We start from the raw sequence: 23381 nt of genomic DNA on the forward strand, positions 1-23381 counted from the left end.
CCGGCCTGGTCAGCGCGGCCCGCCGCGGGGATCCCGGAAGCGGACCGAGGCCGCCGGAAGCGGGCCCGCGCCGCATGGAGCGGCGCCCTGACCCGCTTCCGCTGTCCCCCGGCCAGGCCCGGCTCTGGCACCTCAACCAGCTCGACCCCGGCCCCGCCTACCACGTGCCGCTGCTCATTCCGGTGGACGGCCCGGTGGACCCGGACGGCCTGCGGGCGGCGCTGACCGCCTTGGTCGAGCGACATGAGAGCCTGCGCACTATCTTCCCGATGCTGGACGGGGAGCCCGTCCAGCACGTCCTGGCGCCCGGCGACTGCCCGTTGGCGCTACGGACGCAGCGCGTCGAGCCGGACGGGATCGACGTCGCGGTGCGGGAGGCAGTGGCCGAGCCGTTCGACCTCACCCGTCAAGCGCCTCTACGGGCGTGGCTGTTGCGCGGCCGGTCCGACCTCGCCGGGTCGGTCCTGGTGCTGGTCGTGCATCACATCGCGTGCGACGGTTGGTCCGTGGGGCCGCTGGCCAGGGATCTGGCGGCCGCCTACCGGGCCGTTCTTGCCGGGCGGGCCGAGGCACCGCGCGAAGCACCCGCGCAGTACGCCGACTTCACCGTCTGGCAGGATCGGGCCTTCGGGGCCGGCGCCGACCCCGCCGGGCCCGCCGCCGACCAGCTCGCCTTCTGGGAGAAGACGCTGGCGGATCTGCCCGCCGAACTCCCGGGGCTGTACGACCGCCTCAGGACGCCGGGCGCGCGAATGGGCGGCGGCAGCGGCTCGGTAGGCGCCTTCTGGCCCGCCGCCCTGCACCGAGAGCTGGTCGCGCTGGCACGCGGCAACGGGGCGACGCTGTTCATGGTGCTCCAGGCCGGGGTGGCCGCAGTGCTGGCCGAGTCGGCCGCAGCCACAGACCTTCCGCTGGGCACGGTGACGGCCGGCCGGAGCGACCCGCGGTGGGAGGAGGCGATCGGCTTCTTCGTCAACTCCCTCACATTACGCACCGACACATCCGGCGACCCCTCCTTCGCCGGACTCCTGGACCGCGTCCGGAGCACGGTGCTGGCTGCGTTCGAGCACCAGGACGTCCCCTTTGAACGGGTCGTGGAACGGCTCAACCCGCCGCGGAGTCTCGGCCGCAACCCGTTGTTCCAGACAGTCGTCGTGCTCCAGAACATCCCCTGGCCGACCGTCGATCTGGGCGTCCGTCCGGCCCACGTCATTGTGCCCCACAACGGCGCCGTGAAGTTCGACCTGTTGCTGGAGTTCTGGGAGCGGCGCGACCCCGCCGGCGAACTGTTCGGCCTCACCTGCGACGCCGAGTACGACCCGAGGCTGTACGACAGGGGCACGGTCGTCGGGGTCCTCGGCCGGCTCAGGCGCTTCCTCACCGCCGCCGTGAGTGACCCGGGACTATCGCTCAGCCGGCTCCTGGCCGCGTCCTTCGCGACGCCCACCGCCCACCCGGCCCGCACGGAAAGGAACCCCGCTCCATGACCACCACCCCGCCGTTGTCACACCTCTTCGAACGCCAGGCCGCCGCGCACAACAATGAGGCCGCGATCGGCGGCGCCCACGGCGCGCTGACGTACGGACAGTTGAACGCCCGCGCAAACCGACTGGCCCGCCTTCTGGTGGACCGGCACGTCGGCCCCGGTACGACCGCCGCCCTGCTGCTGCCGCGCTCGACGGACCAGATCGTCGCCGTCCTGGCAGTGGTGAAGGCCGGCGGGGCCTATCTGCCGCTCGATCCGGGCCATCCGCCAGCGCGACTGGCGCAGATGGCGGCGGACACGGCCCCGGCGCTCACCCTCACCGAGAGCCGCCTGCTCGACCGGCTGCCTGACGGCCTCGCCGCAAACGTGCTGCTCTTGGACGCCCCGCAGACGGCGAGGGAACTGGCCGCGGCCGCCCCCGACGACCTGGGCGACGCCGAGCGCACCCGCCCGCCGGCCGCGAGTGACCTGGCATATGTGATGTTCACCTCGGGTTCCAGCGGCGCCCCCAAGGGGGTGATGGTCACCCAGGCCAACGTCGCTGCGCTGGTCCTGGACCCCCGCTTGCGCAGTGCCGCGCACAGCCGGGTGCTGGTCCACTCATCGTACGGGTTCGACGCCTCGACGTACGAGCTGTGGGCGCCGCTGCTCAGCGGCCACCAGGCGGTGCTGGCACCGGACGGACCACTGGACATCGCCGGGCTGGCCCACTGCATCGCGAAGTACCGCATCACCTCGCTGCTGCTCACCGCAAGCCTGCTGCAACTGGTTGCCCAAGAGGATCCGGGCTGCCTGGCAGGCGTCCGGGAGTTGTGGACCGGCGGGGAGGCGGTACCGGCCGCCGCGGTGCGCGAGGTGCTGGCGCACTGCCCCGATCTCACCGTCGTCGACGCCTATGGCCCCACCGAGACCACCGTAGCGGCCACCAGCCACCGGCTCCGGCTCCAGGGCGATGTGCGGGACCCGGTGCCGATCGGCCGCCCGCTCGGAGGCAGCCGGGTGTCCGTGCTCGACGCGCGTCTGCGCGAAGTGCCGGACGAAACCGTCGGCGAGCTGTACATCTCAGGGGAGGGCGTCGGGGACGGATACGTCGCCAGGCCGGTGCTGACGGCCGCCCGCTTCGTCGCCTGCCCGTTCGGGCTCCCCGGCGAGCGGATGTACCGCACCGGCGACCTCGGCTTCCGGTCGGCGGACGGCAACCTGGTCTTCGCCGGGCGCAACGACGATCAGGTGAAAGTTCGCGGGCGCCGCATCGAACCGGGAGAGGTGGAGGCCGCGCTGACCCGCCATCCCCAGGTGGGCCGGACCGCCGTCGTCGTCCACGGGGACTCACCCGCCGACAAGCGCCTCGTCGGCTACTTCACCGTCGACGGCACTGGCCCCTCCGCCGAGTCTGTCCGCGGACACCTGGCCGCCGAGCTGCCCCCGCACCTCGTGCCCGACGTACTGGTCCGGCTGGACCGGCTCCCGCTCACCACCAGCGGGAAGACCGACCGGGCCGCTCTCGCCGCCAGGCCCCTCACCCCTGCCGCGGCCTCGCCCGCTGCGGCGCCGCAGGACGACACCGGCGAACAGGTGCTCGCTCTGTGGGCGCACTCCTTGGACGGCCGCCGAGCCGGACCGCGTGACGACTTCTTCGCGCACGGCGGCACTTCGCTCCAGGCCACCCGGCTGGTCGCCCGCACGGTCAAGGCGTTCGGACTGCGCCCCGAGGACAGCCGCGCCGTACTCCAGGCGCTGCTGGCCAACCCGACCCCTGACGCACTGACCGCGGCCGTGCGCACCGCCCGCGCCGCGCCCTCCGTACCGGCCCGGCGGCGCATTCTCCCCGACTTCGCCGCCGAGTCGGACCCGGGCACCGCTCTCGACTTCGCCGCGACGCTGGCGTCCCGCGCGAGCGGCCCCCGCCAGGCACTGCTGACCGGGGCGACCGGCTTCCTCGGCGCCCACCTGATCGCCGCCCTCCTGGCGGACACGGATCTGACGGTGCACTGCCTGGTGCGGGCCGCGGACGACGCACAGGCACTGCTGCGGGTCAGGTCGGCCCTGCGGGGCAACGGCCTGGAAGTCGCGGACCGGGACGCCTCGCGGATCGTCGCCGTCGCCGGGGATCTGGCCGCCGACCGCCTGGGTCTCACCCCGGAGCGCTACCGGTGGCTCGCCGAGGAGACGGACCTCGTCTACCACAACGGCGCACAAGTGAACTTCCTCTACCCTTACTCCGCCCTCTCCCCGGTGAACGTCGGCGGCACGAGGGAGGTCGTCCGGTTCGCCGCCGTCGGCCGGACGAAGTCCGTCCACTACGTCTCCACCCAGGCGGTCTTCTCGGCCGCCGGCCTGTCCGGTGTCCGGGGCGTCCACGAGGGCAGCATCCCTGTCCACCCCGAGCACCTCTTCATGGGGTACCCCGAGACCAAGTGGGTGGCCGAGGAGCTGATCCGAAAGGCCGGAGCCCTCGGGTTGCCCTTCGCCATCTACCGGCCGCACGACGTCACCGGCCACTCCCGAACGGGGGCGTGGAAGACCGACGGCTTCCTGTGCAGCCTCATTAAGTCTTTCACCGATGTCGGAGCCGCCCCCGACATCCGGCTGCCGATGGACTTCACCCCGGTGGACACTGTTGCCCGCGCCATCGTCCGGCTCTCGCTGGACCGTCCGGCCAACGGCTCTGCTTACCACCTCAACAGCCCGCGCTACGCCCTGCTGGACGACCTCGTCGAGCACCTCAACCAAGCCGGCCACGGCGTCGACACCGTCCCGTGGAAGATATGGGTGGACCGTCTGGCCGCGCACGCCGCGCGGGACGCCGAGTCCCAGATAGCGCCGTTCCTGCCGCTGTTCACCGAACGCCTGGAGCAGTCCGGCACCAGCGTCCTCGAACTCTACCTTGAGGACCGGATGCCAGCGCTGTCCTGCACGCGGACCTGGGACACCGTCAGGGCGCTGACCGGCCAGGCGTGCCCCACCACCGACGAACTGCTCCCGAAATACGTCCGGGAGCTCACCCGCAGCGGATTCCTCGCCCCCGTCGCACCTAAGGACGACTGATCAGGAGACAGCGATGACCGACAGCCCCTTCGACGACCAGGACGGCACGTTCCACGTGCTGCTCAACGAACAGGGCCGGTACTCCCTGTGGCCGGCCTTCGCCGAGATCCCGGACGGCTGGTCCGCGGTGGTCCGCTCCGCGCGCCGCCAGGAGTGCACGGCCTACATTGCCGCGCACTGGACCGACATGGGCCACCTCCCGGCCGGCTGACCCCGGCGCGCAGGGCCGGGTCAGCCGCGGGCCGCCCTCCCCAGGGGCTCCGCGCTGCGGCACGGAACCCCGGCCACCTCCTCCGTCCTCCAGCAAGGAAAAGACGTGACGACATGATGTCAAGTCAGTTCGATGCCCTGGCCCAGCTCTACGAGGACTTCTCGGCCCTACCCTTCCGCCAGCACCTGGAGTTCCCCACAGTCCTGGGGGCAGTCGGCACGGTGAACGCCGAGCGGAAGGTCCTGGACCTCGGCTGCGGCAGCGGGGTGTACAGCCGCATGCTGGCCGGACGCGGCGCGTTCGCGGTGACCGGGCTGGACGAGTCGGCAGGGATGATCGGCTACGCCCGGCGCCGCGAGGAGGCCGAGCGGCTCGGTATCCGCTACGTCGCCGGTCCGCTGCCCGCCGAACTGCACGGCACGTTCGACCTGGTGCTGGCCGTCTACGTGCTGCCGTACGCGAGCAGTTATCCGGAACTGGTGGACCTGTTCCGGACCGCGGCCGGAGCGCTGCGCACGGGAGGGGAGTTAGTGACGCTCCCGATCCATCCAGACGTTCCCGCCGACCCCGACTACTACTCCCGCTACGGCTTCCGGCTGAACCCCCTCCACGGGCGCGAGGACGGCGGCGAGGTCGACCTGCACATCCTCTTCGGCTCCTACGACACCCATGTCACCGCGCACTACTGGAGCGCACCAACCCTGGAAAAGGCTCTCGCCGAGACCGGATTCGGTCCCTCCCAGTGGCACAGGCACCGGCTGTCGGACGCGGCCGCGGCCGGCCCCGACACGTTCTGGCGCCCCTATCTGGACGCCCCGCACGCGGGGCTGCTCACCGCCAAGCAACTGACGGGAAGGAGTTGACGACCGGCGAGGCCAGCCGGGAACGCTGCTGATCTCCTCGGCCGACAACGACGCCAGGAGTTTGACAGCCTGCTTCGGGCGAGAGCACGCTCGCCAGAGCGAGCGCCACAGCGACGGGTTCCGTCCACCCGCGGTCGCAGGGCGTTCCCGCCGTTCGCCGAGGAGCCGTCATGGCAAAACTGAACGTGCCGAATTCGCAGTTACGGGCGCTGCTGGCCGAGGCCGGGTGGACGGGTGAGCAACTCGCCCAAGCCGTCAACCGGGCCGGCCGATCATCCGGGCTGGCGCTGTCTTACCAGCGGGCGTCGGTATCCCAGTGGTTGGCGGGCACCACGCCCCGTCCGCCCGTCTCCGACCTGGTCGCGGAGGTTCTGACGCTCCGCCTGGGCCGCAGGGTTACGCCGCTCGACGCAGGATTTGCAGAGAAACAGGCCCCGGCGTCGACCGCTGAGCAGGAGAACAGCGTCCACTGGAGGAGTGTCCTGCTGACGAGTCTCGACAAGCCGTCCACCGCGGCCGGGGCCACGCGCATTTATCGGGCAGCGAGCCTGCCCGGCACCGAGGAGATCCCGATGGCCTGGCCGGACGGTGCGGCTGTTGAGGGTTTGGCCCCGTCCGCCGCCGAACTGCGCTGGGCCGGCTCGATGGTCACTTTGTTCTCTGTTGCGGACCGCACCTTCGGGGGCGGACACGCCAGGCCCGCGCTCCAGGGGTTCCTGGCCCACACCGTCGCGCCTTGGCTGTCGGCCCCGGCCTCGCCCGGTGTCCGCCGTGAACTGCTCACGACCGCTGCCCGGTTGACCTACCTGTGCGGTTTCATGAATTTCGACGACGAGCGCCAGGGCACCGCTCAGTCCCTCTACCGGCTGAGCCTCAGCCTGTGCGAGGGCGCCGACGACCAAACAGGCGCAGCGCTGGCCCTGCGTGCGCTGAGCGTCCAGTCCCGCGCCCTCGGATACTTCGCCAACGCTCGCGTCTTGGCCGAGGCGGCAGTAGCGCGAGGCGCCCGGCAGGCCCCGCGCCACGTCCGGGCCAGCCTCATCGGACAGCTGGGCGTGGCCGAGGCGGCGTCCGGCAACAAGAAGGAGGCATTGCGCCTGCTGGGCCGGGCCGAAAGCAACCTCGGCCGGACATCGGACGCGCCCCATGACGTCGGAGCGTTCGACACCGCCGCCTTCGCCCATCAGGAAGCTGTGGTGATGCATTACCTGGGGCAGAAGAAGGACGCGCTCCTCGCGCTGGAACGGTCCGTACGCCTACGCCGACCTGGCGAGGCCCGCTCGCAGGCCATCCTGCTCGCGCGCCTGGCCGAGCGCCAACTCGCCCAGGGCCACGTGGAAGCGGCATGCCAGACCTGGCACGGCTTCCTGGATCTCATTCCCGGCCTCACCTCCCGGCGCATAGACCGGGCCCGCAACGAGTTGGCCGCACGCTTGCGCCCCTACCGTACGCTTCCGGCGGTCGCGGCCTTACTGCGCCGGAACAGCGCGCTGATCCCGGACCGGGACGGCGCGACGTCCGGCATGCGCTGAGGAAGGCACCGGTCGAGAACGGCTCGACAAGGATCGGGTCGGTGAACAATCGGTGCGGCACTGGACTGCGCCGGCTCTCAAGCCGCGCATGCCGGGCCCGCCGCCCGGCCAGCCCTCTGCCGACCCGGCCGCAGGACAGCGCCGGAGGCAGAAATCGGTCGAATTGCCCGCGTCAGCGCCCGCGCCGCCGGGCTACGCGGGCGCCCGGCGTCCACCACGGCCGTTCTGACCGCCGCCCGCGCAAGCCGGGGCAAACGTCCCCCTCCGAACTAGCCCAGGTCACGGCGGAGTACGGCCCCGTGCGCTGCTGACCGGAGCCCGTCAAAGGTGGCTGGGAATCTCCGGAAATATATTCGAAAGCGGGCCTTTTCCTTTATGCGCAGACCTGTCTGTGCTCTGCTGATTTGAGCCAGTCCTATGACTCGGACATAGGACAGATCGCGTAAGGCAGGGCTGGGCATGAACAGGACACGTAAGACCGAGCGCTTCAATGTCACAGCAGACCGCTCCACTGCGGACTTCCGTATCGCCACGACTTTCCTCCATCCCACCAGGGGCGAGGTGCGGTGTCCGGCGTCCGGCGTGGTGACGGAGTGGCTTGGACGCGCGGGAGCCGAGGTGCGGGAAGAGCCGTTCGGAGCCCTCGACTCTCACGGTCCGACGCGGCGGGACACGGAAGCCGTCTTCGGGACTACGTACCTCGAACCCGACGGTACGGCAGTGGGCATCGCCGTCGCGTCTGCCGGGCACTGGCAGGAGGCCGAGGACGCGGTGCACCGGTGGACGCGGGCGATGAGGACCCGGCGCGTGCTTCTGGTTTCCGCCGACGAGCGGTGCGCCGGGCTGTTCCGCGGGCCGGCCGCTTCTGCCGGATCCGCTCAGGACGCCCGCCCGCTCCGCAGCCTGCCGAGCGGGCGGGCGTCCCGGCAATGCCCGCACCGCCTCGCAAGCCAGATGCTGACGGCCGACTTCCTCGCCCGGGGCGAGACGGTGGTGGTGCTCGGGCGGTCCGGAGTGCCCCAGGTGCCCGGTGCCGCAGGGGAACGTGGGACCGCCGTCACCGTCATCGCCACCGTGGAGCACGCCCGTCACTTCCAGCCGACGGACCCCGACCGGCTGTCATTCGTCCTCTCTCCGTGCACCCCGGTCGAGCCGGCCGCAGAGATCCTCGGCGTCTTGCGGACTCGCTTCCCCAGGCTGCGCGGGCAGCATCCCGACCAGTGGTGCTACGCGGAATCGGACTTCCGTGCCGCGTCCGCCTCGGTCACGGACGCGAGCGACCTGCTCATCACCGTCGGGCACGGCCCCTTCCCCGCTGCCGGGGCCATCGTGCCTCCCAAGCGGCACCGGCACATCGACGGACTCGGCGACCTGCACCCCGACGATCTGGCGCAGGCACCGACCCTGGGGCTCGTCGAACGTGGCCCCGACTCCGCCCACCTCACCCGGCAGATCCTCACCGCCCTTTCCGGGCTGGGTCCGCTCAGCGTCGTCCAACGGCAGTACCGGACACGGAAGTACGACATCCAGCACGTCCTCCGGTCGGCCAGGACCTCCCCGACTGAAACTACCGGCCTCCGGCCGGCAGACGGACGCATGGACGAGATCGGAGCGCACCTGTAGTACCGCGCCGTATGCGGAGACTGAGCACCTGGACGGGAGGGGCCTTGCGGAAGTTGACATATAGGCAAATCGCCCGTGACTGGCCACGGCATATGCTGGAGGCACAGAAGGCGGAGCCCCTCCATCCAGACCTCCCCCGGCCTTCGCAGTGGGCGCGCCGGCCCAGGCCCGGCGTCGTTCCGCGGAGGGATTGGACAGGCCGCCCCTCCCGACGGTGGCGCTACCGGCAGATACCGACGCCCGATGCCAGGGCGGCGCGGTGGTACCGAGCCGAGAGACGGGGCGACCGAACGGATACCGCCTCGCGGTGTGCCCCCCTGGGGGTACAGGTGGGCATCGTCCCTACCCGCGGGGTTCAGGCGCGGATTTCGTAGACGGCACTGCGCGGTGTTTCGGCGGCACGGCGCCAGTGGGCGAAGCCGGCTTCTCGGGCCAGCGAACGCAGCGCGTGTTCGCCCGCGTGGTTGCCCAGGGCCTGGGGGCCGTGCTGGGCGACCGCTGCGGGCAAGCACAACCCTACGGACAGTGCCATGAAGAGTTTGCTGACGGGGTGCGTGTTCATCGTCGGATCCGCCTCTCCGTTGGGCTCGACGAGCATGACCGTGCCTGCCGGCTTGAGGATGCGGCGTGCACCTTTCAGGGCCGCGAGAGGGTCACCCATATCGTGGAGGCAGTTGAAGAAGGTCACCAGGTCGTAAGCCGGGCGGTCGGCGTCAAGGTCGGCGGCGGCGACGGTGTGGAAGTGAACGCGGTCGTCGAGGTCGCGCTCTTCGGCGATGATCGCAGCCCGGTCGATGGACTCGGCGTGGTAGTCGTATCCGTCGAACGCAGATCGAGGGAAGGCCGCTGCCATCAGCATGGTGGAGTAGCCGACGCCGCAGCCGATGTCGGCGACCTGGGCGCCGCTGTCGAGGCGCTCGCGCACTCCCTGGAGGGCGGGCAGCCACCGAGTGACGATGTTCGCGTTGTAGGCCGGCCGGAAGAACCGCGCCACGGCTCGGAACATCTGTGGCGGGTACTCACTCCAGTCCACGCCCTCGCCGGTGCGGAAGCACTGGGCGAGCCGGTCTTCGACCCGGTAGAGGGTTTGCAGTGCGGTGAAGATGCCGACGCCGGCTGTTGGGGCGTCGGGGTGGGCGAGGACCTGGGCATGGGCGTCGGGGAGCTCGTAGTTGCGCTGACCGTCCGCTTCGGTGCCGGGTGATACCACGTATCCGGCGCCGTACTGGGTGTGCAGCCACTCGCGTACGTAGTTCTCCTGAGTACCGGTCCGTTCGGCGAGTTGGGCCGGTGTCAGCGGTCCCGCGCCGGCCATCGCCCGGTACAGACCCAGGCGGTCGCCGAGTGAGACAGCCAGTCCTCCCACCGCGGTCGCCGCGTCGGTGAACACCCGGTCGGAGAAGGCCGTCACCAGCTCAGACGGGGCCGAAGCCGCCGCGGGCTCGGGAGAGGCGACCGCACGCGCCTCCGCCTTCTCGCGCGTGGGTGGACCGCCCGCCTGATGCCCGGTGTGTTCGGCGAGTTCGGCGACCGCCTCGAGGAACACGTCGATCTCGTCCTCGGTGTTGTAGGCGTAGAAGGAAGCGCGAGTGGTGGCGGGCAGTCCGAAGCGCACACACGCCGGACGGGCACACAGGTGACCGACGCGGATGCCGATCCCGCGCTCGTCCAGGTGTTCTCCGATCTCGTCGGGAAAGCGTCCCTTGAGCGCAAAAGAGATCGCTGGCCCGCGATCACGGCTGTCAGCGGGGCCGACGATCCGGGCGCCCGCGATGTTCGCCAGCCCTTCGAGCGCGCGGGCGGTCAGTCGGGCGCAGTGCTCGGCGATCCGGTCGCGGCCCAGCGTGTCGAGGTAGGCGCAGGCGGCGGCGAGTCCGATGGCTTGGGCGATCATGGGAGTGCCGGCCTCGAATCGCTGCGGCGGGTCGGCGTAGGTGGAGTGCCCCATGGCGACGGTGTCATTCATCTCCCCGCCCGTCAGGAACGGTGGAAGCGCCCGCAGGAGTTCCCCTCTCCCCCACAACACCCCGATCCCGGTGGGGCCGCACATCTTGTGCCCGGAGAACGCCAGGAAGTCCACCCCGAGTTCGGTGACGTCGACGGGGAAGTGCGGCACCGACTGACACGCGTCCAGGACCGTCAGCGCCCCCACCTCCTTGGCGCGTTTCACCAGCACCGACAAGGGGTTCACCGTGCCGTACACGTTCGACTGGTGAGTGAAGGCCACAACCTTGGTGCGCTCGTTGACCACCTCGTCGAGGTTGTCCAGATCCAGTCGCCCTTCTTGAGTGATCGTCAGCCACGCCAGCTCCGCACCGGTCTGGCGGCACAACTGCTGCCAGGGCATCAGGTTCGAGTGGTGTTCCATCTCGGTGATGACCACGCGGTCCCCCGGCCCCAGCGCCAGGGACCGCAACTCACGCTCCGCACGGGAGGCGTTCGCCAACGCGTATGCGACGAGATTGAGTCCTTCGGAGGCATTCTTCACCAAGACCATGTCCTGCGGCCGGGCACCGATGAAGCCGGCGATCCTGGCCCGCCCCCGCTCCAGCAGATCCGTCGCCTCACGCGCCACCTGGTGGGAACTTCGGTGCACATTGGCGTTGTGAAGACGGTAGAAGTCGGCCTCGGCCGCCAGGACCATCTCCGGCTTCTGTGCGGTGGCCGCGCTGTCCAGATACACCAGCGGAACACCGCCTCCGACCCGGCGCGAAAGGATGGGAAAGTCCGCCCGGATCTCGTCAAGGTCAAACACCCGCTGGCTCGCGCCCGGCACAGAGTCCCGCAGGGCCGAGTGCGCACCGCACGGACAGTCAGAATCAGCATTCATATGCACCCTCCAGTTCATTCGATGAGTTCGAGGACGGCCGCAACACGCCCATTAACCAACTCTCCGCAGGGGACGTGTAGAGAAGCCGGTGACGGAGGTGTTAAATGCGCCGGGACGTTTACAATTGCTGACGCCACGCGGGACGCGCCTGGTGCGGCGGCGGAGAACTTCAGTTGACGCGACGTGCTGCTACGGCATCGCGGTGATCCCCATCAGCCCGCTGCGGGTCGAGGGCGATCTCATCAAAGTTGGCGGCGCCATGGCAGGCCAGCCTCGAAGGCGGCCGTCATGCTGCGCGGGCGCAATCCGCAAGCGGGCCGAGAGTGCCGGAGTTCGCCACCAGCTGGTGTTCGTCGATCGGCTGGTGGCCACGCTGATCCATCTGCGCCACAACCTGTCGCACGCGGCGCTGGGACTGCTGGCAGTCGAGCTTAGGGCTGTCCTCACCCTCCCTGGCCGTGTCCTCGCGGTACTGCCGCAGCAGATGGAGTGCGATCGCGATGTCGATTCGCCCTTCCGCCGCTGTCTGGAGGGTGCTTACAAACCCACGGGGGACCAGGCCCACGGCCGGCGCCCCTGGAGCCCGCGTAGGCACGCGACGCGGTGCCGCGCCTCGCGTTCCGCGGCTGGATCCTGACCGGTGATCTGCAGGGCGAAGGTGACGAGGCGCAGTTCTCGGACGCTCCGCATGACGTCGTATCCGTCCCACGAGCGGACGTCGGCTCCGTACGCGCTACAGAACTCGTCGTACTCCGCAGACGAGACCGTGCCCAGCGTGTCGACAGCGACCTCTGTGGATCTCAGGTCCCATTCGGCTGGCCCGAGTGATGTTCGTTCGAAGTCGAGAAGGTATCGACCCCCATTGCCGGTCACCACGCAGTTGCCTCGCCGGGCATCACCGTGAATCACGCGGTCCGGGCGACCTGCGGGCAGCCTCGGCTATTCCTCGCGGAGTTCGGTCAGCGTTTCGAGAAGGATGTGCCGTGATGCTTCGCCCGCTACCTCGACGTGACTCCCCACCGCGACAGCGACCCCGACGGCCTGACCGTCATCCAGAACACGCACCAGCACGCGGGCCGTCCCGGCTTCGCCGGACTTGGCAGCGGCTCCCTGGCACCGCACACCGAGCGGTCCGGGACGCTTTCCCCGCCCCGCGCGATGCTCGTCGCCTGCCCGGTCACCATCCGAAGCGCCGGGCCCCACCGATCCCCACGCCGGATCGCGACACCACCCGGCCCCAACTCCTCCGCCGACCGCCTCGGCGACGTCGGGATCGCGTTGGCGGGCGGGGACGCTGCCGCACGGTCAGGCGAGGGTGATCCGGATGCCGACGGTGCCGTCCAGGCCGCGGCGCAGGCGGCTGCCCAGGAGGGTGAGTCTTCCGGTCAACCCGTACTTGCGGGCCAGGAGACGGCGGTAGTGCTGGGTCTGCTCGCCGGTGAGGATCTCCGCCCGTCCTGGGACGGGCTCGCCCGAGGGGTTGCCGCGAATGTCGCAGGCGGACACCAGGACGTCGGCGCGGTTGCGGATCCTCTTGACCTTCCCGGAGTCGGCGACCGTCCAGATACCGAGGGCGTCACCGTCCCGGATCACCCACACCGGGGTCGGAACCTCTGTGCCGTCCCGACGGAAGGTAGTGACCCGGACGTACTTGCCCGATGTCAGCCGCTCAAGGTCCGTTTGACCATCTGTCATGGCGGAAGGGTACGTCACGGCTTGATGGAGCCTCCCTCTGCGTGCCCGGGATGCGCTTGCCCAGAAGGCCAGGTCGTGGGTGCGAGACCGGAGTGGGGTGATCGTCGGCCGTGCGGTGGTGACGTGCTGCCTCCGTCCAACGGCGGAGGGATCTCTTGGTGTCTTCGTAGCGAATCCGAGCTGCGGTGATGTCCTGCAAACCGGAGCCGCCGGAGCCGGTGGCGATCTACCGGCCTGGTTCGCGGCCCGGAAGGGCGGTTGCCGGCCGGATCACTCCGTTACGGGCAGGCACTCGGTGAGCAGGTCGATGACGTCGCGCCAGGCGCGTTGTGCGTGCTGTGGGTGGTGGCCGACGCCGGGGACCATGGGGTGGTCGACCGGCGGGTGGTGGAAGGCGTGGAGGGCGCCGCCGTAGACCACGAGGCGCCAGTCGACGCCCGCGGCCTGCATCTCGGCGGTGAACGCGTTGCGTTGCGCGGGCGGCATGATCGGGTCTTCCGACCCGACTCCGGCCCACACCGGGCAGCGGATGCGCGCTGCCTCGCCCGGCCGGCCGGTGGTCGTCGCGTTGACGGTGCCGATCGCGCGCAGGTTGGCGCCGTCGCGCCCGAGTTCTAGCCCGATGGCGCCGCCGGTGCCGTAACCGATGGCGGCGATCCGGTCGGGGTCGGTGCGCGGTTCGGCGCGCAGCACGTCCAGCGCCGCGTGGCCGATCCCACGCATCCGGTCCGGGTCGGCGAGCAGCGGCAGGCAACGGGCCAGCATCTCCTCGGGGTCCCCCAGATAGCGCCCGCCGTGCAGGTCGAAGGCCAGCGCTACGTATCCCAGCTCGGCGAGAGCATCCGCCCGACGGCGCTCGACGTCACTGAGCCCCATACCCTCAGGCCCGAGCAGCACCGCGGGCCGGCGGTCGGTACCGGCCGGGAGCGCGAGGTGCCCGACCATCGTCAAACCGTCAGCCGGATACTCGACCGTACGCGTGGTAACCGTCGTCATACGGTTGGACCGTAGTGGCCGTCGAGCCCGGTCGGGGCGCTGTTCTCCGCCGGCGGAACAGAAACATCCGCGCACACCTCGCGCCCGCCCGGCCCGAGTTCCCAAGTCATCGGCAGACCTGGCAGGTCCTGGTAGATGACGGACAAGCCGAACGGGTCGTTGAGCGTCGCCCGGTGTCGGTGCGTCGAGCCGGACGATGGCGGGGCTGCCGCAGCCGTGGGGGGGCGCCGGGCGCCGGTGGCGGATGCCGCCAGTCCACCGGCCGTCGTATCCCGGTCGGCCACCACATGGGCGGGGGCACGGTTGACGGCCGGGTGGCGCGATCCGCCTGTCACGATGCCGACGGCTGGTCCGGGACTAGAGTCCGTCGGTGAACAGAAGTGCGTTGGGGGACGTCGGGTTGAGCTTGGTCAGGACGTTCCGGGTGGCCGTGGTCTCCAGGAATTCGGCGGTCTCGGCGGGGTCGGCCGCGGGATGTTCCTGCTTGTAGAGGACGGCGACTCCGGTGGTGTGCGGTGCGGCCATCGAGGTGCCGTTCCGGGAGGCGGAGCCGCCGCCGAGTTTGGCTGAGAGGATGCCTTCTCCGGGGGCGTAGAGATTGACGCATGGGCCCCAGTTGGAGAACGTGCTCTGTTCGTCGGACCTGTTGCTCGCCGCGACCGTGACCACCCGTTGCGCGGAGGCGGGGGATTGCTCGCAGGCGTCCTTCGCGTCGTTGCCCGCCGCGAGGACCGGCAGGACGCCCGCGTCGGAGAGGGCGGTGGTGGCGGTGTTGAGCGCCGGGGACTTCTCGCCGCCGATGGAGGCGTTGAGGACGGCGGGCTGCACGGCGTGCTTGGCGACCCAGTCCAGGCCCGCGATCACCGCGGAGTCGTCGCCGTTGCCCCGGCAGTCCAGGACTCGGACACTGACCAGGCTCGCCTTGGTGGCGACGCCGTAGGTCTTGCCGCCGACCGTTCCTGCGACGTGCGTGCCGTGGCCGTTGCAGTCGGCTCCGTCCCTGCCGTCTGCGACCGCGTCGAAGCCGAACGTGGCGCGCCCGCCGAACTCGGAGTGGCCGTAGTCGATGCCGGTGTCGAGGATGTAGGCGGTCACTCCGGCGCCGTTGCCGGTGGTGATGAACTTCCCGTCGAGCGGCAGATCGCGCTGGTCGATCCGGTCCAGGCCCCAGGACGAGGCCGCCGGGCCCAGGCGTACCGCCGGGGTGGACGCGGTCGCCGGGTCGGGAACAGCGACCTTCCCGTCCTCCTCCACCGCCTCCACTCCGAGGCTGCCGCGGACGAGCGTCAACTGCTGGGGAGTGAGGCGGACAGCGAAGCCGTTGAGGACCGTATTGTAGAAGAAGGCCGGCTTCAGACCCAGCTTCGCCGCCGTTCCGGCGGGGTCGATTCTCTTGTCGAGGGTGACGATGTACTCGCCCGGCACCCGGTCCGCCGCGCGTACCAGCGGTGCGGGCCCCGAGGCCGAAGCGGAAGCAGAGGGCGTACCGGCGACGAGAGGCCCACTGAGGGCGAGCGCGACGGCACCGGCGAGAGCGATCTTGCTACGAGTGTTCACCCGGCTCAGGTGATCACGCGGAAACGATCCCTCCCAAGGACACCTCCCGGCGATTCGCGCGACTTGCTCCTGCGACTTCTGACCCGGTACCTCGGGGTCAGCGCGCAGACGCTCGCTCCGCAGCCGGACCGCCCGGCGGGCTACCTTCGATTGCCGGAACAGCTCCGAGCGGACGTCTTGGCGAGGTTCAAACCCTCGGCCGGGTCCGTCGGCGGGGTTCACGTCACCGTCGGGTCCGTGATCACTTCCTGGTCATCGACGGTTCCGGCGTGCGCCTCGGCTTGATAGGCAAGTGGGGACTTGCCTATCATGGGAGCGTGGCCGATGACCTGTTCAAAGCCTTGGCCGACCCCACCCGCAGGACGATCCTCGACGAGCTCGCAGAGAAGTCAGGACAGACGCTGTTCGAGATCTGCTCGCGGCTGGCGATGAAGCATCGGCTTGGGCTCTCGCGTCAGGGGGTCTCGCAGCACCTCGCCGTGCTGGAGGCGGCCGGGCTCGTCGAGACCCGGCGGGAGGGGCGCTACAAGTTCCACGACCTGAACACCGACCCACTGCGGCAGATCACCGAGCGCTGGCCTGTCCGCGGCACGTCCGAACCAAGGGAGAGCACCCCATGAGGATCCATCTGACCAGTGTGTTCGTCGACGACCAGGCCAAGGCCCTGGCCTTCTACACGGACGTCCTCGGCTTCGTGAAGAAGTACGACGTGCCGGTGGGCGAGAAGGACCGGTGGCTGACCGTCGTCTCACCCGACGAGCCCGACGGGACCGAACTCCTCCTGGAGCCTGCCGGCCACCCGGCCGTCACGCCCTACCGCGACGCGCTCTTCGAGGACGGCATCCCGCTCGCCCAGTTCGCCGTCAGCGACGTGAAGGCGGAGTACGAGCGCCTGTCCGGGCTCGGCGTCCGTTTCACTCAGGAGCCCCTGGAAATGGGCCCCGTTACCACCGCCGTCTTCGACGACACCTGCGGCAACCTCATCCAGATCGCGACCCAGCCCCAGTAGCCGTCCGCCCCGCGCACCCGCCTGCGTCGCGTATCCGGCGTCGTCGGGGTAGTTCATGGACAGGCAGAGCAGTACGTCGAGTCCTGAGTCGCCCGCGACGCCGAAGCGTTTCCATTCGTTGCAGTGCGGCCAGGAGCGGGACAGGTCGGTGGTGCCGTCGTAGACGCTCACGTCCTTGAACGTCCCGGTGGCCACCTGGCCTGCTACTCATCCGATCAGCCGAAGGTGCATCCGGCGGACCGTCTTGACGTATCCACGCTGGGCGACGCCTACTCGGGGCTTCCGCCCATGGCCAGAGTCCGCTTGATACCACGCCGCACGAAGGCGCGGGCCCGCATCGCTCGGCGGATTCGCCGCAAAGGGCTGATCGGCTTGGGATCTGCGTACCGGCGCTCATGGATGTCTCGAACCACATCTGCCGGGGCACCCAGTTCCAGCAGTTCCGCGAGGGCCTCACCCTTTGTGATCAGCCGTCCGTCGCGTAGCGTGACGGTGGCTCGGGCCAGGACCAGCAGGCCCAGATCCACCCAGACGTCCCGGAGCCAAAGTAGGGGCTTGCCTGTGGCCGGAAGCCAGAACTGTCCCAGGTCGCGCCGGATGAAGTCCTCCAACTGCCCGCACGTGAGCGGCGGGAGCAGTTCCGTCGGCGACGGACCATGGAGGGTGAGCCCGCCGTCGAGCAGTTCTCGGCGGGTGACCGGTGTCACTGGGCGTTCCAGGATCATGCTGTGTGCCCAGGTGACATGGTGCGTCTCGACCTCGGAGAGCGATGTCGTGACCATGTATGAGCAGTGCAACTTGGCCGCGGCTGGCTCTTCGTCCAGCAGGCGCTGGTGAATGCTCGCCAGCCGGTCCCTGTGCTCGCCGTCCAGAGGGCGTTCGACGATCGCGATGAGATCAAGATCGCTGCGTCCCGGCTGGAAGTCGCCAAGCGCGAGTGAACCGTGTGCCCAGACGGCCACCATCGGCACCGCCAGCTGTATCTCGGAGACGAACCGGTTGAGAACGAGATCCGTTTCAGTCGCCGCCATAGCCGAGATCCTCGCACACGTGCACGCACTGCGCCGCAGGTTCCGCATGCTGACGATCTACGGGGCTGGAGTAGTAGTGGTCAGACGGGATCGGTGAACGAGATCGGTTTGCCGGTGGCTTGGGCGTAGGCGATCTCCCGGGTCGTGGACTCGCCGACGTAGCCGCCGGGGTTGACGATCAGAACGCGGTCGGCCAGGTCGATCTTGCGCAGGTGGAGGGCGTCCAGTGCGGTCTTCTGCTCGGCGGTGATCGGCTCGTCCGCCTCGCCCGGCGCGACGACGATGGCACCGGCGAAGGTCAGGTCACGGTTCGCCGCGCGCATCTCGGCCACGAACCGGGTGGAGCCGCAGATGCAGACAATCTCGGGCCGGTCGGCCACGGCTGAGTCCTTCGGGTCGAACGGGAAACCGTCGGAGCCGACAGTTTACGCGGCGAGATGGACACCACGCGGTCGGCGGGAGGCGGCGTGCTCGACGTCGAGAGGTAGAGGTCAGGGGACGCCCGGCTCACCGGCTTCCGCTGGCGACACAGCCTAGAGCGCGGGTTGGGCGGGGATGGGGGGCGCGTCGGTGGGGTCCGGTGGCGCGGGGGTGGGGCGGCGGAATCGGCGGAGCTGGGTAGAGAGGGAGAGGTAGAGGCGGTCGGGGAGGAAGGCGGTGTCGGCGATGATCATCGCCGCAGAGAAGAGCGGCAGGCCGAGGAAGAGGGCGATGCCGGTGTGCATGCCGATCAGGACGACGAGGACGGGGTACTTGAGGCGGCCGAACAGAACGAAGGGGAAGGCGACTTGGACGAGCACGGTCCCGTAACCGGCGATGACGAGCACCGTCGGAAAGCTGTCGGCGAGATGGGACAGCGCGGGCCAGGGCTGGAAGAGGGGGAGATTGAGTACGTCGTGCAGGGCGGTGCCGTTGCCCCAGGAGGCGCCCTGGACCTTGTAGAGGCCGGCGGATCCGTAGAGGAAGCAGACCTGGGCCGCGATGACGAACATGCCGCAGTTGTGCAGCACCGTGGTCAACGTGCGCCGGACGTAACGGAGTTGCGCGAGTGCGCGCGTGCCAGGGCGGGCGGGGCGAAGCCGAGTGCGGCGTGCGTCCAGGGACCAGCGTCGTCCGCAGGCGGTGAACATCAGGTAGACGGACATCAGCAGGGTGAGGTTGTCGCCGCCGTCCGTCATGAAGAGCGCCCTGGCGTGGAATGAGGCGACGACGACGGCGAAGAGCACGGAGACCGCCCGCGTCCGCCAACCCAGTGCGAAGAGCGCGCAGATGAGCACGGCGAAGGCGTAACAGATCTCGAAGTAGACCTTGTTGTCGGACAGCGTGAGGATGCTGGCCCAGCCGCTCTGGGCGAAGAGCTGCCGGGCGAGGTCGGGAGTCCACGGCGAGCCGGGTCCCCAGATCTCGTCGCGATGCGAGAACTCCCGCAGCAGGAAGACGAGATAGAGCAGTCCGTATCCGATCCGCAGCACGGCCGACGCGTACAGGGACACCGGTCGCTCCGTGAGCAGGGCGTACGCCCGGCCGGTCCCATTCGGGGTGGGCCGCGGCACGTCGGGCGCCGGCCGCACCGCGTCGTCAGTGGACGTCACCTGGTCAGTGGTCATTCGAGGGCACCTTCCACCAGGGCAGCAAACGGGTGTCGGCGGCCGTGGCCGCGGTGGCGACCGGACGCGCGTGCTGGACGGCGACGGGCACGGTGACCACTCGGAGTTGGACGGACTGGACGGGACCGTCGCCGACGGGTGGGCGGGCCCCCACGCGCTGCACCGCGATGTTGCGCAGGTACCGCTGGGTCATGACCGCGCGGTCCGAGTGGGGCTCGTCGTCGCTCCCGTGCGTGTCGACGTAGGAGGACCAGGCCCGGCGCAGCATGTTCTGGTGGGTGTGGCTGGGGAACGGGTCGTGCTCGACCGCCGCCGTGTCGGCTGCGGTCAGGTCGACCCACGCGGTGACGTGCATGGTCCCGTCGGGGCCGGTGCTCGCGACACGGGCGTAGACCGTCCGGTCCACCGACTCGGGATCCGGTGCGAACAACTGCCAATTCTGCTCGAAGACCGGGTAGATCCAGGCGTTGATCTGGCGGCCGAACCGCTGCGAGATCGGATTGGCCGGTGCCACGTGCAGGAACACCATGGCCACATGGGTCAACGCCGTGGCCACGATCAGCGCGATTGCGATCCCCATGCCCGCTCTCAGCGGGACGGGCAGTCGGTGTTGTCCGGAGAACTCCGGTGATTCGTCCGGCAATTCCCGCACGTGCGTGTCGGAATCGACCCGCACCGCTGTCCCTGCTGCCCGCATCTGCGCCTGCCCTCTACTTTCCGCTGCTGCCTTTTGTGCGGCCCGGTGCCGCGGCGCGCGGCGGATTCGGTGTCGATTCCGCCGCGCACCGCTTGGTCGCTCACCGAGCGGGGTCGTGCTCCGGGCGCGTCAGCGCTGGTGACCCGCCTGGGAAGCGGGTTGTGCGCCGTAGCCCTGGTTGTCGGACCAACCGCCGGGCTTGCCCGGCCTCTTCTTCGGCGGGCAGTGCTTCACGGGCTTCTTGGGCGGGCAGTGCTTCACCGGCTTCTTCGGCTTGCAGTGCTTGCCCGGGTAGTGACCCGTGCCGCCGGTCGAACCGCCGGTGGTGGCCCCGCCGGTCGTCGTACCACCCGTCGTGGTGCCGCCGGTCGTGGTGCCGCCCGTGGTCCCGCCAGTGGTCGTGCCACCGGTCGTCGTACCACCCGTGGTCGTCCCACCGGTCGTGGTGCCACCGGTCGTCGTCCCACCCGTGGTCGTCCCGGCCGTCGTCCCACCCGTGGTCGTCCCGCCCGTGGTGGTTCCCGCCGTCGTTCCGCCCGTGGTAGTGCCGCCGGTGGTCGTGCCACCCGTCGTCGTGCCACCGGTCGTGGTCCCGCCGGTGGTCGTGCCACCGGTCGTCGTACCGCCCGTGGTGGTGCCACCGGTCGTCGTGCCCGTGCCGCACGCCGGCCGCGTGATGCGGTTGGTGTCCAGCGTCACCGAGCCGTTACGGGCCAGGGCGCGGCCGTCGATGCTCGCGCCCGTGGTCACGTTGATCGAGGTCAGGGCGAGGATGTTGCCCACGAAGGTGGAGTTGGTGCCGATCGTGGCCGAACTGCCGATCTCCCAGAAGACGTTGCACGGCGAGGCGCCGTTGACCAGGAGAACGCGGCTCGCGGACGCGGTGGTCAGGCCGGAGCCCACCTGGAACACCCACACGGCGTTGGGATCGCCCTGGGCGTCGAGGGTCAGCGTGCCGGTGAGACCGAGCGTGGACGAGGAGGTGTAGACGCCGGGGACCAGGGACAAACCCCCGGCGTCCGGGGGCAGCGCCGAGTCCGTGGCCTGTCCTGCGGCGTCGTTGAACGCTGTGACCAGGTCGGACTTCGCCTGGAGGGCGACCGCGTCCGCCGAGTGCTGGGCCCCGTTGACCAGGCCGGGCGGGAAACCGGTGATGGCGGTGCCGGGACTCACCCCGAGGTCTCCGGTGATCACCGAAGGACCCGTGTTGGTGACCGTCTGACCGGCAAGTACGGCGAAACTGTCCGCCGTTCCCAGCGGGACGGCCGTGGCGGTGGCATCCGCCTGGGTCGACACCGCGGCGACGAGAGACGCGGCGATCAGCGGCGCGACCACCGCCGCGACCCACGTGGGAATGGTGCGACCTTTCGGCGCGGGCAGGATCTGTGACGTCATAGAGGCGTGACTCCTGACAGGAACGGCAGCGAAGCCCGAAAATGCGGGTTCTGAGGACGGCCGACTCCGTGCCAGGCACACTAAAGAAAGAGATGCGGAAGCGATGCACGCATACGAGTGAAGGATTGATTTATCAACCGGCATGGTCGAATATCGCAGAATCGCGAGGCCCGAAAAACGTTCCCGCTATTGCACGTCACGCCGGAATGCGCCGCGAGAAAATCATCGTTCAGTCCTGGAGCGCGGACGGCAAGGACGCCGCCAACTCGTCCAGCCTCCGCGCGGAGCGCGCCAGGATCGCGTACCGCCAACTCACGCCGTCCGCAGGGGCGTCGGCGTAGAGGACGACGCCGTCGCCGCGTTCGGGGTCGTAGTCCAGCGCGCGGTCACGGAGGCGGTCGAGTGCGGCGGTGAAGGAGTACGGACCGGACGCGTGGACCGTGCCCGTCGTCCAGGTGACGGGGGTGCCGCGGGCGAGGCGGACGACCAGGTCGTACGGGGTGGTCGTCGCGGTGCGGCGGACGTTGGATTCGGTGGCGTACAGGGTGCCGTCGGTGGCCACGAGGGCGTCGATGTCGTAGGGGCCGCGGTAGCCGTGCGCGATCAGGTGGCGGCCGAAGGCCATGCCCCAGTCGCGCAGTTCGTCGCACACCGTCGGGTGCACGATGCCGCGCAGCGGAGCCCGGTAGCCGGTGAAGGAGCCGTCCTCGGTGCGCATGACACCGTCGAAGAGCGGTCGCGGTCCCCCCGCCGCGGCCACGAACTGGGCGCTGATCGAGACGGTGTGGGGGACGTACTCCTCCACGGTCCAGCGGCTGTCCGACCCGAATCCTTCTGACGCGAAACCGTCCGGCCCGAAACCGTCCGGCCCGAAACCGTCGACACCACGTCCGTCCACGCCCAAGCCGTCCGAGCCCAGACCGTCCGGCCCGGCGACACCACGTCCGTCCACACCCAAGCCGTCCGCCGCGACCAGCGGATCGTCGGCGCCGACGAACCGCAGCCCGTGCCCGCCCGCCGACCGGTCGGGTTTCACGACACCGCGCCCGGAACCGGCCGCCCGGAGCACCGCACGTACGGTCTCGCGCAGGTCGGGCCCCGAGCAGGTGCGCCCGTACGGCACGCGCATCCCGGTCCGCTCGGCCACGGCGCGGAAACCGGCCTTGGTGTTGCACAGCTCCGTGACCGCCAGCGCTTCGGCCCCGACCGCCGGCCCGCCGCGACCGCAGGGGGACACCGGCACTCCCAGCGCGGCGGCGAGCGCGAACGTCGAGGCGTCCAGGGCGATGGGCAGCAGCCGGGTGCCGGGGCGGCCCGCCGCGAGCGCGCGCAGCTCGTCGGTCAGGCCGGGCGTGTCGGCCACGGAGTCGGCCATCGCGACACCGGGTCGGTCACGGACGGTGACGATCCGTACGGAGTCCCTCGGGACGCCGGTCAGGGCGCACGCATACCGCGCGAACGGCTCGGACAGCGGGACCGGGGTCAGCAGTACGTCACCGGGCCGGGTCAGCCAGATCTTCCGCGGGGCCTGCTCGGCCCACCGGGCGACCACGGCGTGTTCCCGCAGGTCGACAGCGAGTGCGGAGGCGAAGTTGGCAAGAACGATCAATGATGGAGTGCCACTGTCCTTCGGCGCCATAGAGGGTGTGTGCCCGCGATCGCGGCGGGAAACCCGGTTCCGGAATTTCCGGAACCGTCCGAATCCCTATCGGGTCGCCGTCCGTCGATTGGTACCCCGCATCCGGGGCAGTCGGCCCTGGACCACACAAATAGGTGACTCAAAGTCATCGCATCATGCGTC

The 23381-nt window shown here is 70.0% G+C and carries 19 protein-coding genes and 1 pseudogene; 9 read left to right on the top strand and 11 right to left on the bottom strand.

Annotated elements, in window-relative coordinates; all coding sequences use genetic code 11:
* The first annotated feature begins 74 nt into the window (after positions 1-74).
* The 6 genes from ACIO6U_RS24750 to ACIO6U_RS24775 all read left to right on the top strand — a co-directional run bounded on the left by ACIO6U_RS24750 (position 75) and on the right by ACIO6U_RS24775 (position 8763).
* Positions 75-1487, top strand: coding sequence for a condensation domain-containing protein (locus tag ACIO6U_RS24750; RefSeq protein ID WP_401722736.1), 1413 nt, complete (start codon positions 75-77; stop codon positions 1485-1487).
* The gene (locus ACIO6U_RS24755) at positions 1484-4534 is read left to right on the top strand and encodes an amino acid adenylation domain-containing protein (protein WP_401722313.1); all 3051 of its coding nucleotides are present in this window, start codon (positions 1484-1486) and stop codon (positions 4532-4534) included. Before ACIO6U_RS24750 ends, ACIO6U_RS24755 begins: the two co-directional genes overlap by 4 nt.
* Positions 4535-4547: 13 nt before the next feature.
* Entirely contained in the window at positions 4548-4745 is a 198-nt protein-coding gene (locus tag ACIO6U_RS24760; RefSeq protein WP_355345479.1) for an MbtH family protein, read from the top strand.
* A 113-nt stretch (positions 4746-4858) separates the two neighbouring features.
* The gene (locus ACIO6U_RS24765; protein WP_401722315.1) at positions 4859-5608 is read left to right on the top strand and encodes a class I SAM-dependent methyltransferase; all 750 of its coding nucleotides are present in this window, start codon (positions 4859-4861) and stop codon (positions 5606-5608) included.
* A 170-nt stretch (positions 5609-5778) separates the two neighbouring features.
* Complete coding sequence (locus ACIO6U_RS24770; protein ID WP_401722318.1) at positions 5779-7140, top strand: hypothetical protein; 1362 nt, start codon at positions 5779-5781, stop codon at positions 7138-7140.
* 792 nt (positions 7141-7932) lie between these two features.
* Entirely contained in the window at positions 7933-8763 is an 831-nt protein-coding gene (locus ACIO6U_RS24775; RefSeq protein WP_401722739.1) for a hypothetical protein, read from the top strand.
* A 355-nt stretch (positions 8764-9118) separates the two neighbouring features.
* Here ACIO6U_RS24775 and ACIO6U_RS24780 read toward each other — a convergent pair whose 3' ends face one another.
* Entirely contained in the window at positions 9119-11611 is a 2493-nt protein-coding gene (locus ACIO6U_RS24780) for a SufS family cysteine desulfurase (RefSeq protein WP_401722320.1), read from the bottom strand.
* A 227-nt stretch (positions 11612-11838) separates the two neighbouring features.
* Between ACIO6U_RS24780 and ACIO6U_RS24785 the strand changes: the two are divergent.
* A pseudogene (locus tag ACIO6U_RS24785) lies at positions 11839-12077 on the top strand (IS5/IS1182 family transposase); the annotation flags it as partial.
* Positions 12078-12130: 53 nt separating this feature from the next.
* On the opposite strand, the gene ACIO6U_RS24790 reads toward ACIO6U_RS24785, so the two are convergent.
* The 4 genes from ACIO6U_RS24790 to ACIO6U_RS24805 form a co-directional block, all read right to left on the bottom strand.
* Positions 12131-12526 carry a phosphotransferase family protein gene (locus tag ACIO6U_RS24790; protein WP_401722741.1) on the bottom strand — a complete coding sequence of 132 codons (396 nt, stop codon included), beginning with the start codon at positions 12524-12526 and terminating at the stop codon, positions 12131-12133.
* Positions 12527-12898: 372 nt separating this feature from the next.
* Entirely contained in the window at positions 12899-13288 is a 390-nt protein-coding gene (locus ACIO6U_RS24795; RefSeq protein WP_401722321.1) for a PPOX class F420-dependent oxidoreductase, read from the bottom strand.
* A gap of 270 nt (positions 13289-13558) precedes the next feature.
* Complete coding sequence (locus ACIO6U_RS24800; RefSeq protein WP_401722324.1) at positions 13559-14284, bottom strand: dienelactone hydrolase family protein; 726 nt, start codon at positions 14282-14284, stop codon at positions 13559-13561.
* A gap of 357 nt (positions 14285-14641) precedes the next feature.
* Positions 14642-15841 (bottom strand): S8 family peptidase, encoded by a 1200-nt coding sequence (locus tag ACIO6U_RS24805; protein WP_401722326.1) that lies wholly within the window; start codon positions 15839-15841, stop codon positions 14642-14644.
* 317 nt (positions 15842-16158) lie between these two features.
* Between ACIO6U_RS24805 and ACIO6U_RS24810 the strand changes: the two genes are divergently transcribed.
* On the top strand, positions 16159-16461 hold the full coding sequence (locus ACIO6U_RS24810) for an ArsR/SmtB family transcription factor (protein ID WP_401722329.1): 303 nt from the start codon (positions 16159-16161) through the stop codon (positions 16459-16461).
* A complete protein-coding gene (locus ACIO6U_RS24815) occupies positions 16458-16850 on the top strand; it encodes a VOC family protein (protein ID WP_401311003.1) in 393 nt (130 codons plus the stop codon). The genes ACIO6U_RS24810 and ACIO6U_RS24815 overlap by 4 nt, the downstream gene beginning before the upstream one ends.
* Before the next feature lie 269 nt (positions 16851-17119).
* Here ACIO6U_RS24815 and ACIO6U_RS24820 read toward each other — a convergent pair whose 3' ends face one another.
* The 6 genes from ACIO6U_RS24820 to ACIO6U_RS24845 form a co-directional block, all read right to left on the bottom strand.
* Positions 17120-17881, bottom strand: coding sequence for a nucleotidyltransferase domain-containing protein (locus tag ACIO6U_RS24820; protein WP_401722332.1), 762 nt, complete (start codon positions 17879-17881; stop codon positions 17120-17122).
* Between the two features lie 80 nt (positions 17882-17961).
* Positions 17962-18261 (bottom strand): hypothetical protein, encoded by a 300-nt coding sequence (locus ACIO6U_RS24825; RefSeq protein WP_401722335.1) that lies wholly within the window; start codon positions 18259-18261, stop codon positions 17962-17964.
* A gap of 153 nt (positions 18262-18414) precedes the next feature.
* Positions 18415-19488, bottom strand: coding sequence for an HTTM domain-containing protein (locus tag ACIO6U_RS24830; RefSeq protein WP_401722337.1), 1074 nt, complete (start codon positions 19486-19488; stop codon positions 18415-18417).
* Positions 19478-20068, bottom strand: coding sequence for a DUF5819 family protein (locus ACIO6U_RS24835; RefSeq protein WP_401722340.1), 591 nt, complete (start codon positions 20066-20068; stop codon positions 19478-19480). Before ACIO6U_RS24835 ends, ACIO6U_RS24830 begins: the two co-directional genes overlap by 11 nt.
* A 246-nt stretch (positions 20069-20314) precedes the next feature.
* Positions 20315-21580, bottom strand: coding sequence for an ice-binding family protein (locus tag ACIO6U_RS24840; RefSeq protein ID WP_401722343.1), 1266 nt, complete (start codon positions 21578-21580; stop codon positions 20315-20317).
* Between the two features lie 229 nt (positions 21581-21809).
* Positions 21810-23189 (bottom strand): peptide ligase PGM1-related protein, encoded by a 1380-nt coding sequence (locus ACIO6U_RS24845; RefSeq protein WP_401722346.1) that lies wholly within the window; start codon positions 23187-23189, stop codon positions 21810-21812.
* Positions 23190-23381 lie beyond the last annotated feature (192 nt).

Origin of the sequence: Streptomyces sp. NPDC087422, assembly GCF_044744145.1 — a bacterium.
Lineage (GTDB): Bacteria > Actinomycetota > Actinomycetes > Streptomycetales > Streptomycetaceae > Actinacidiphila.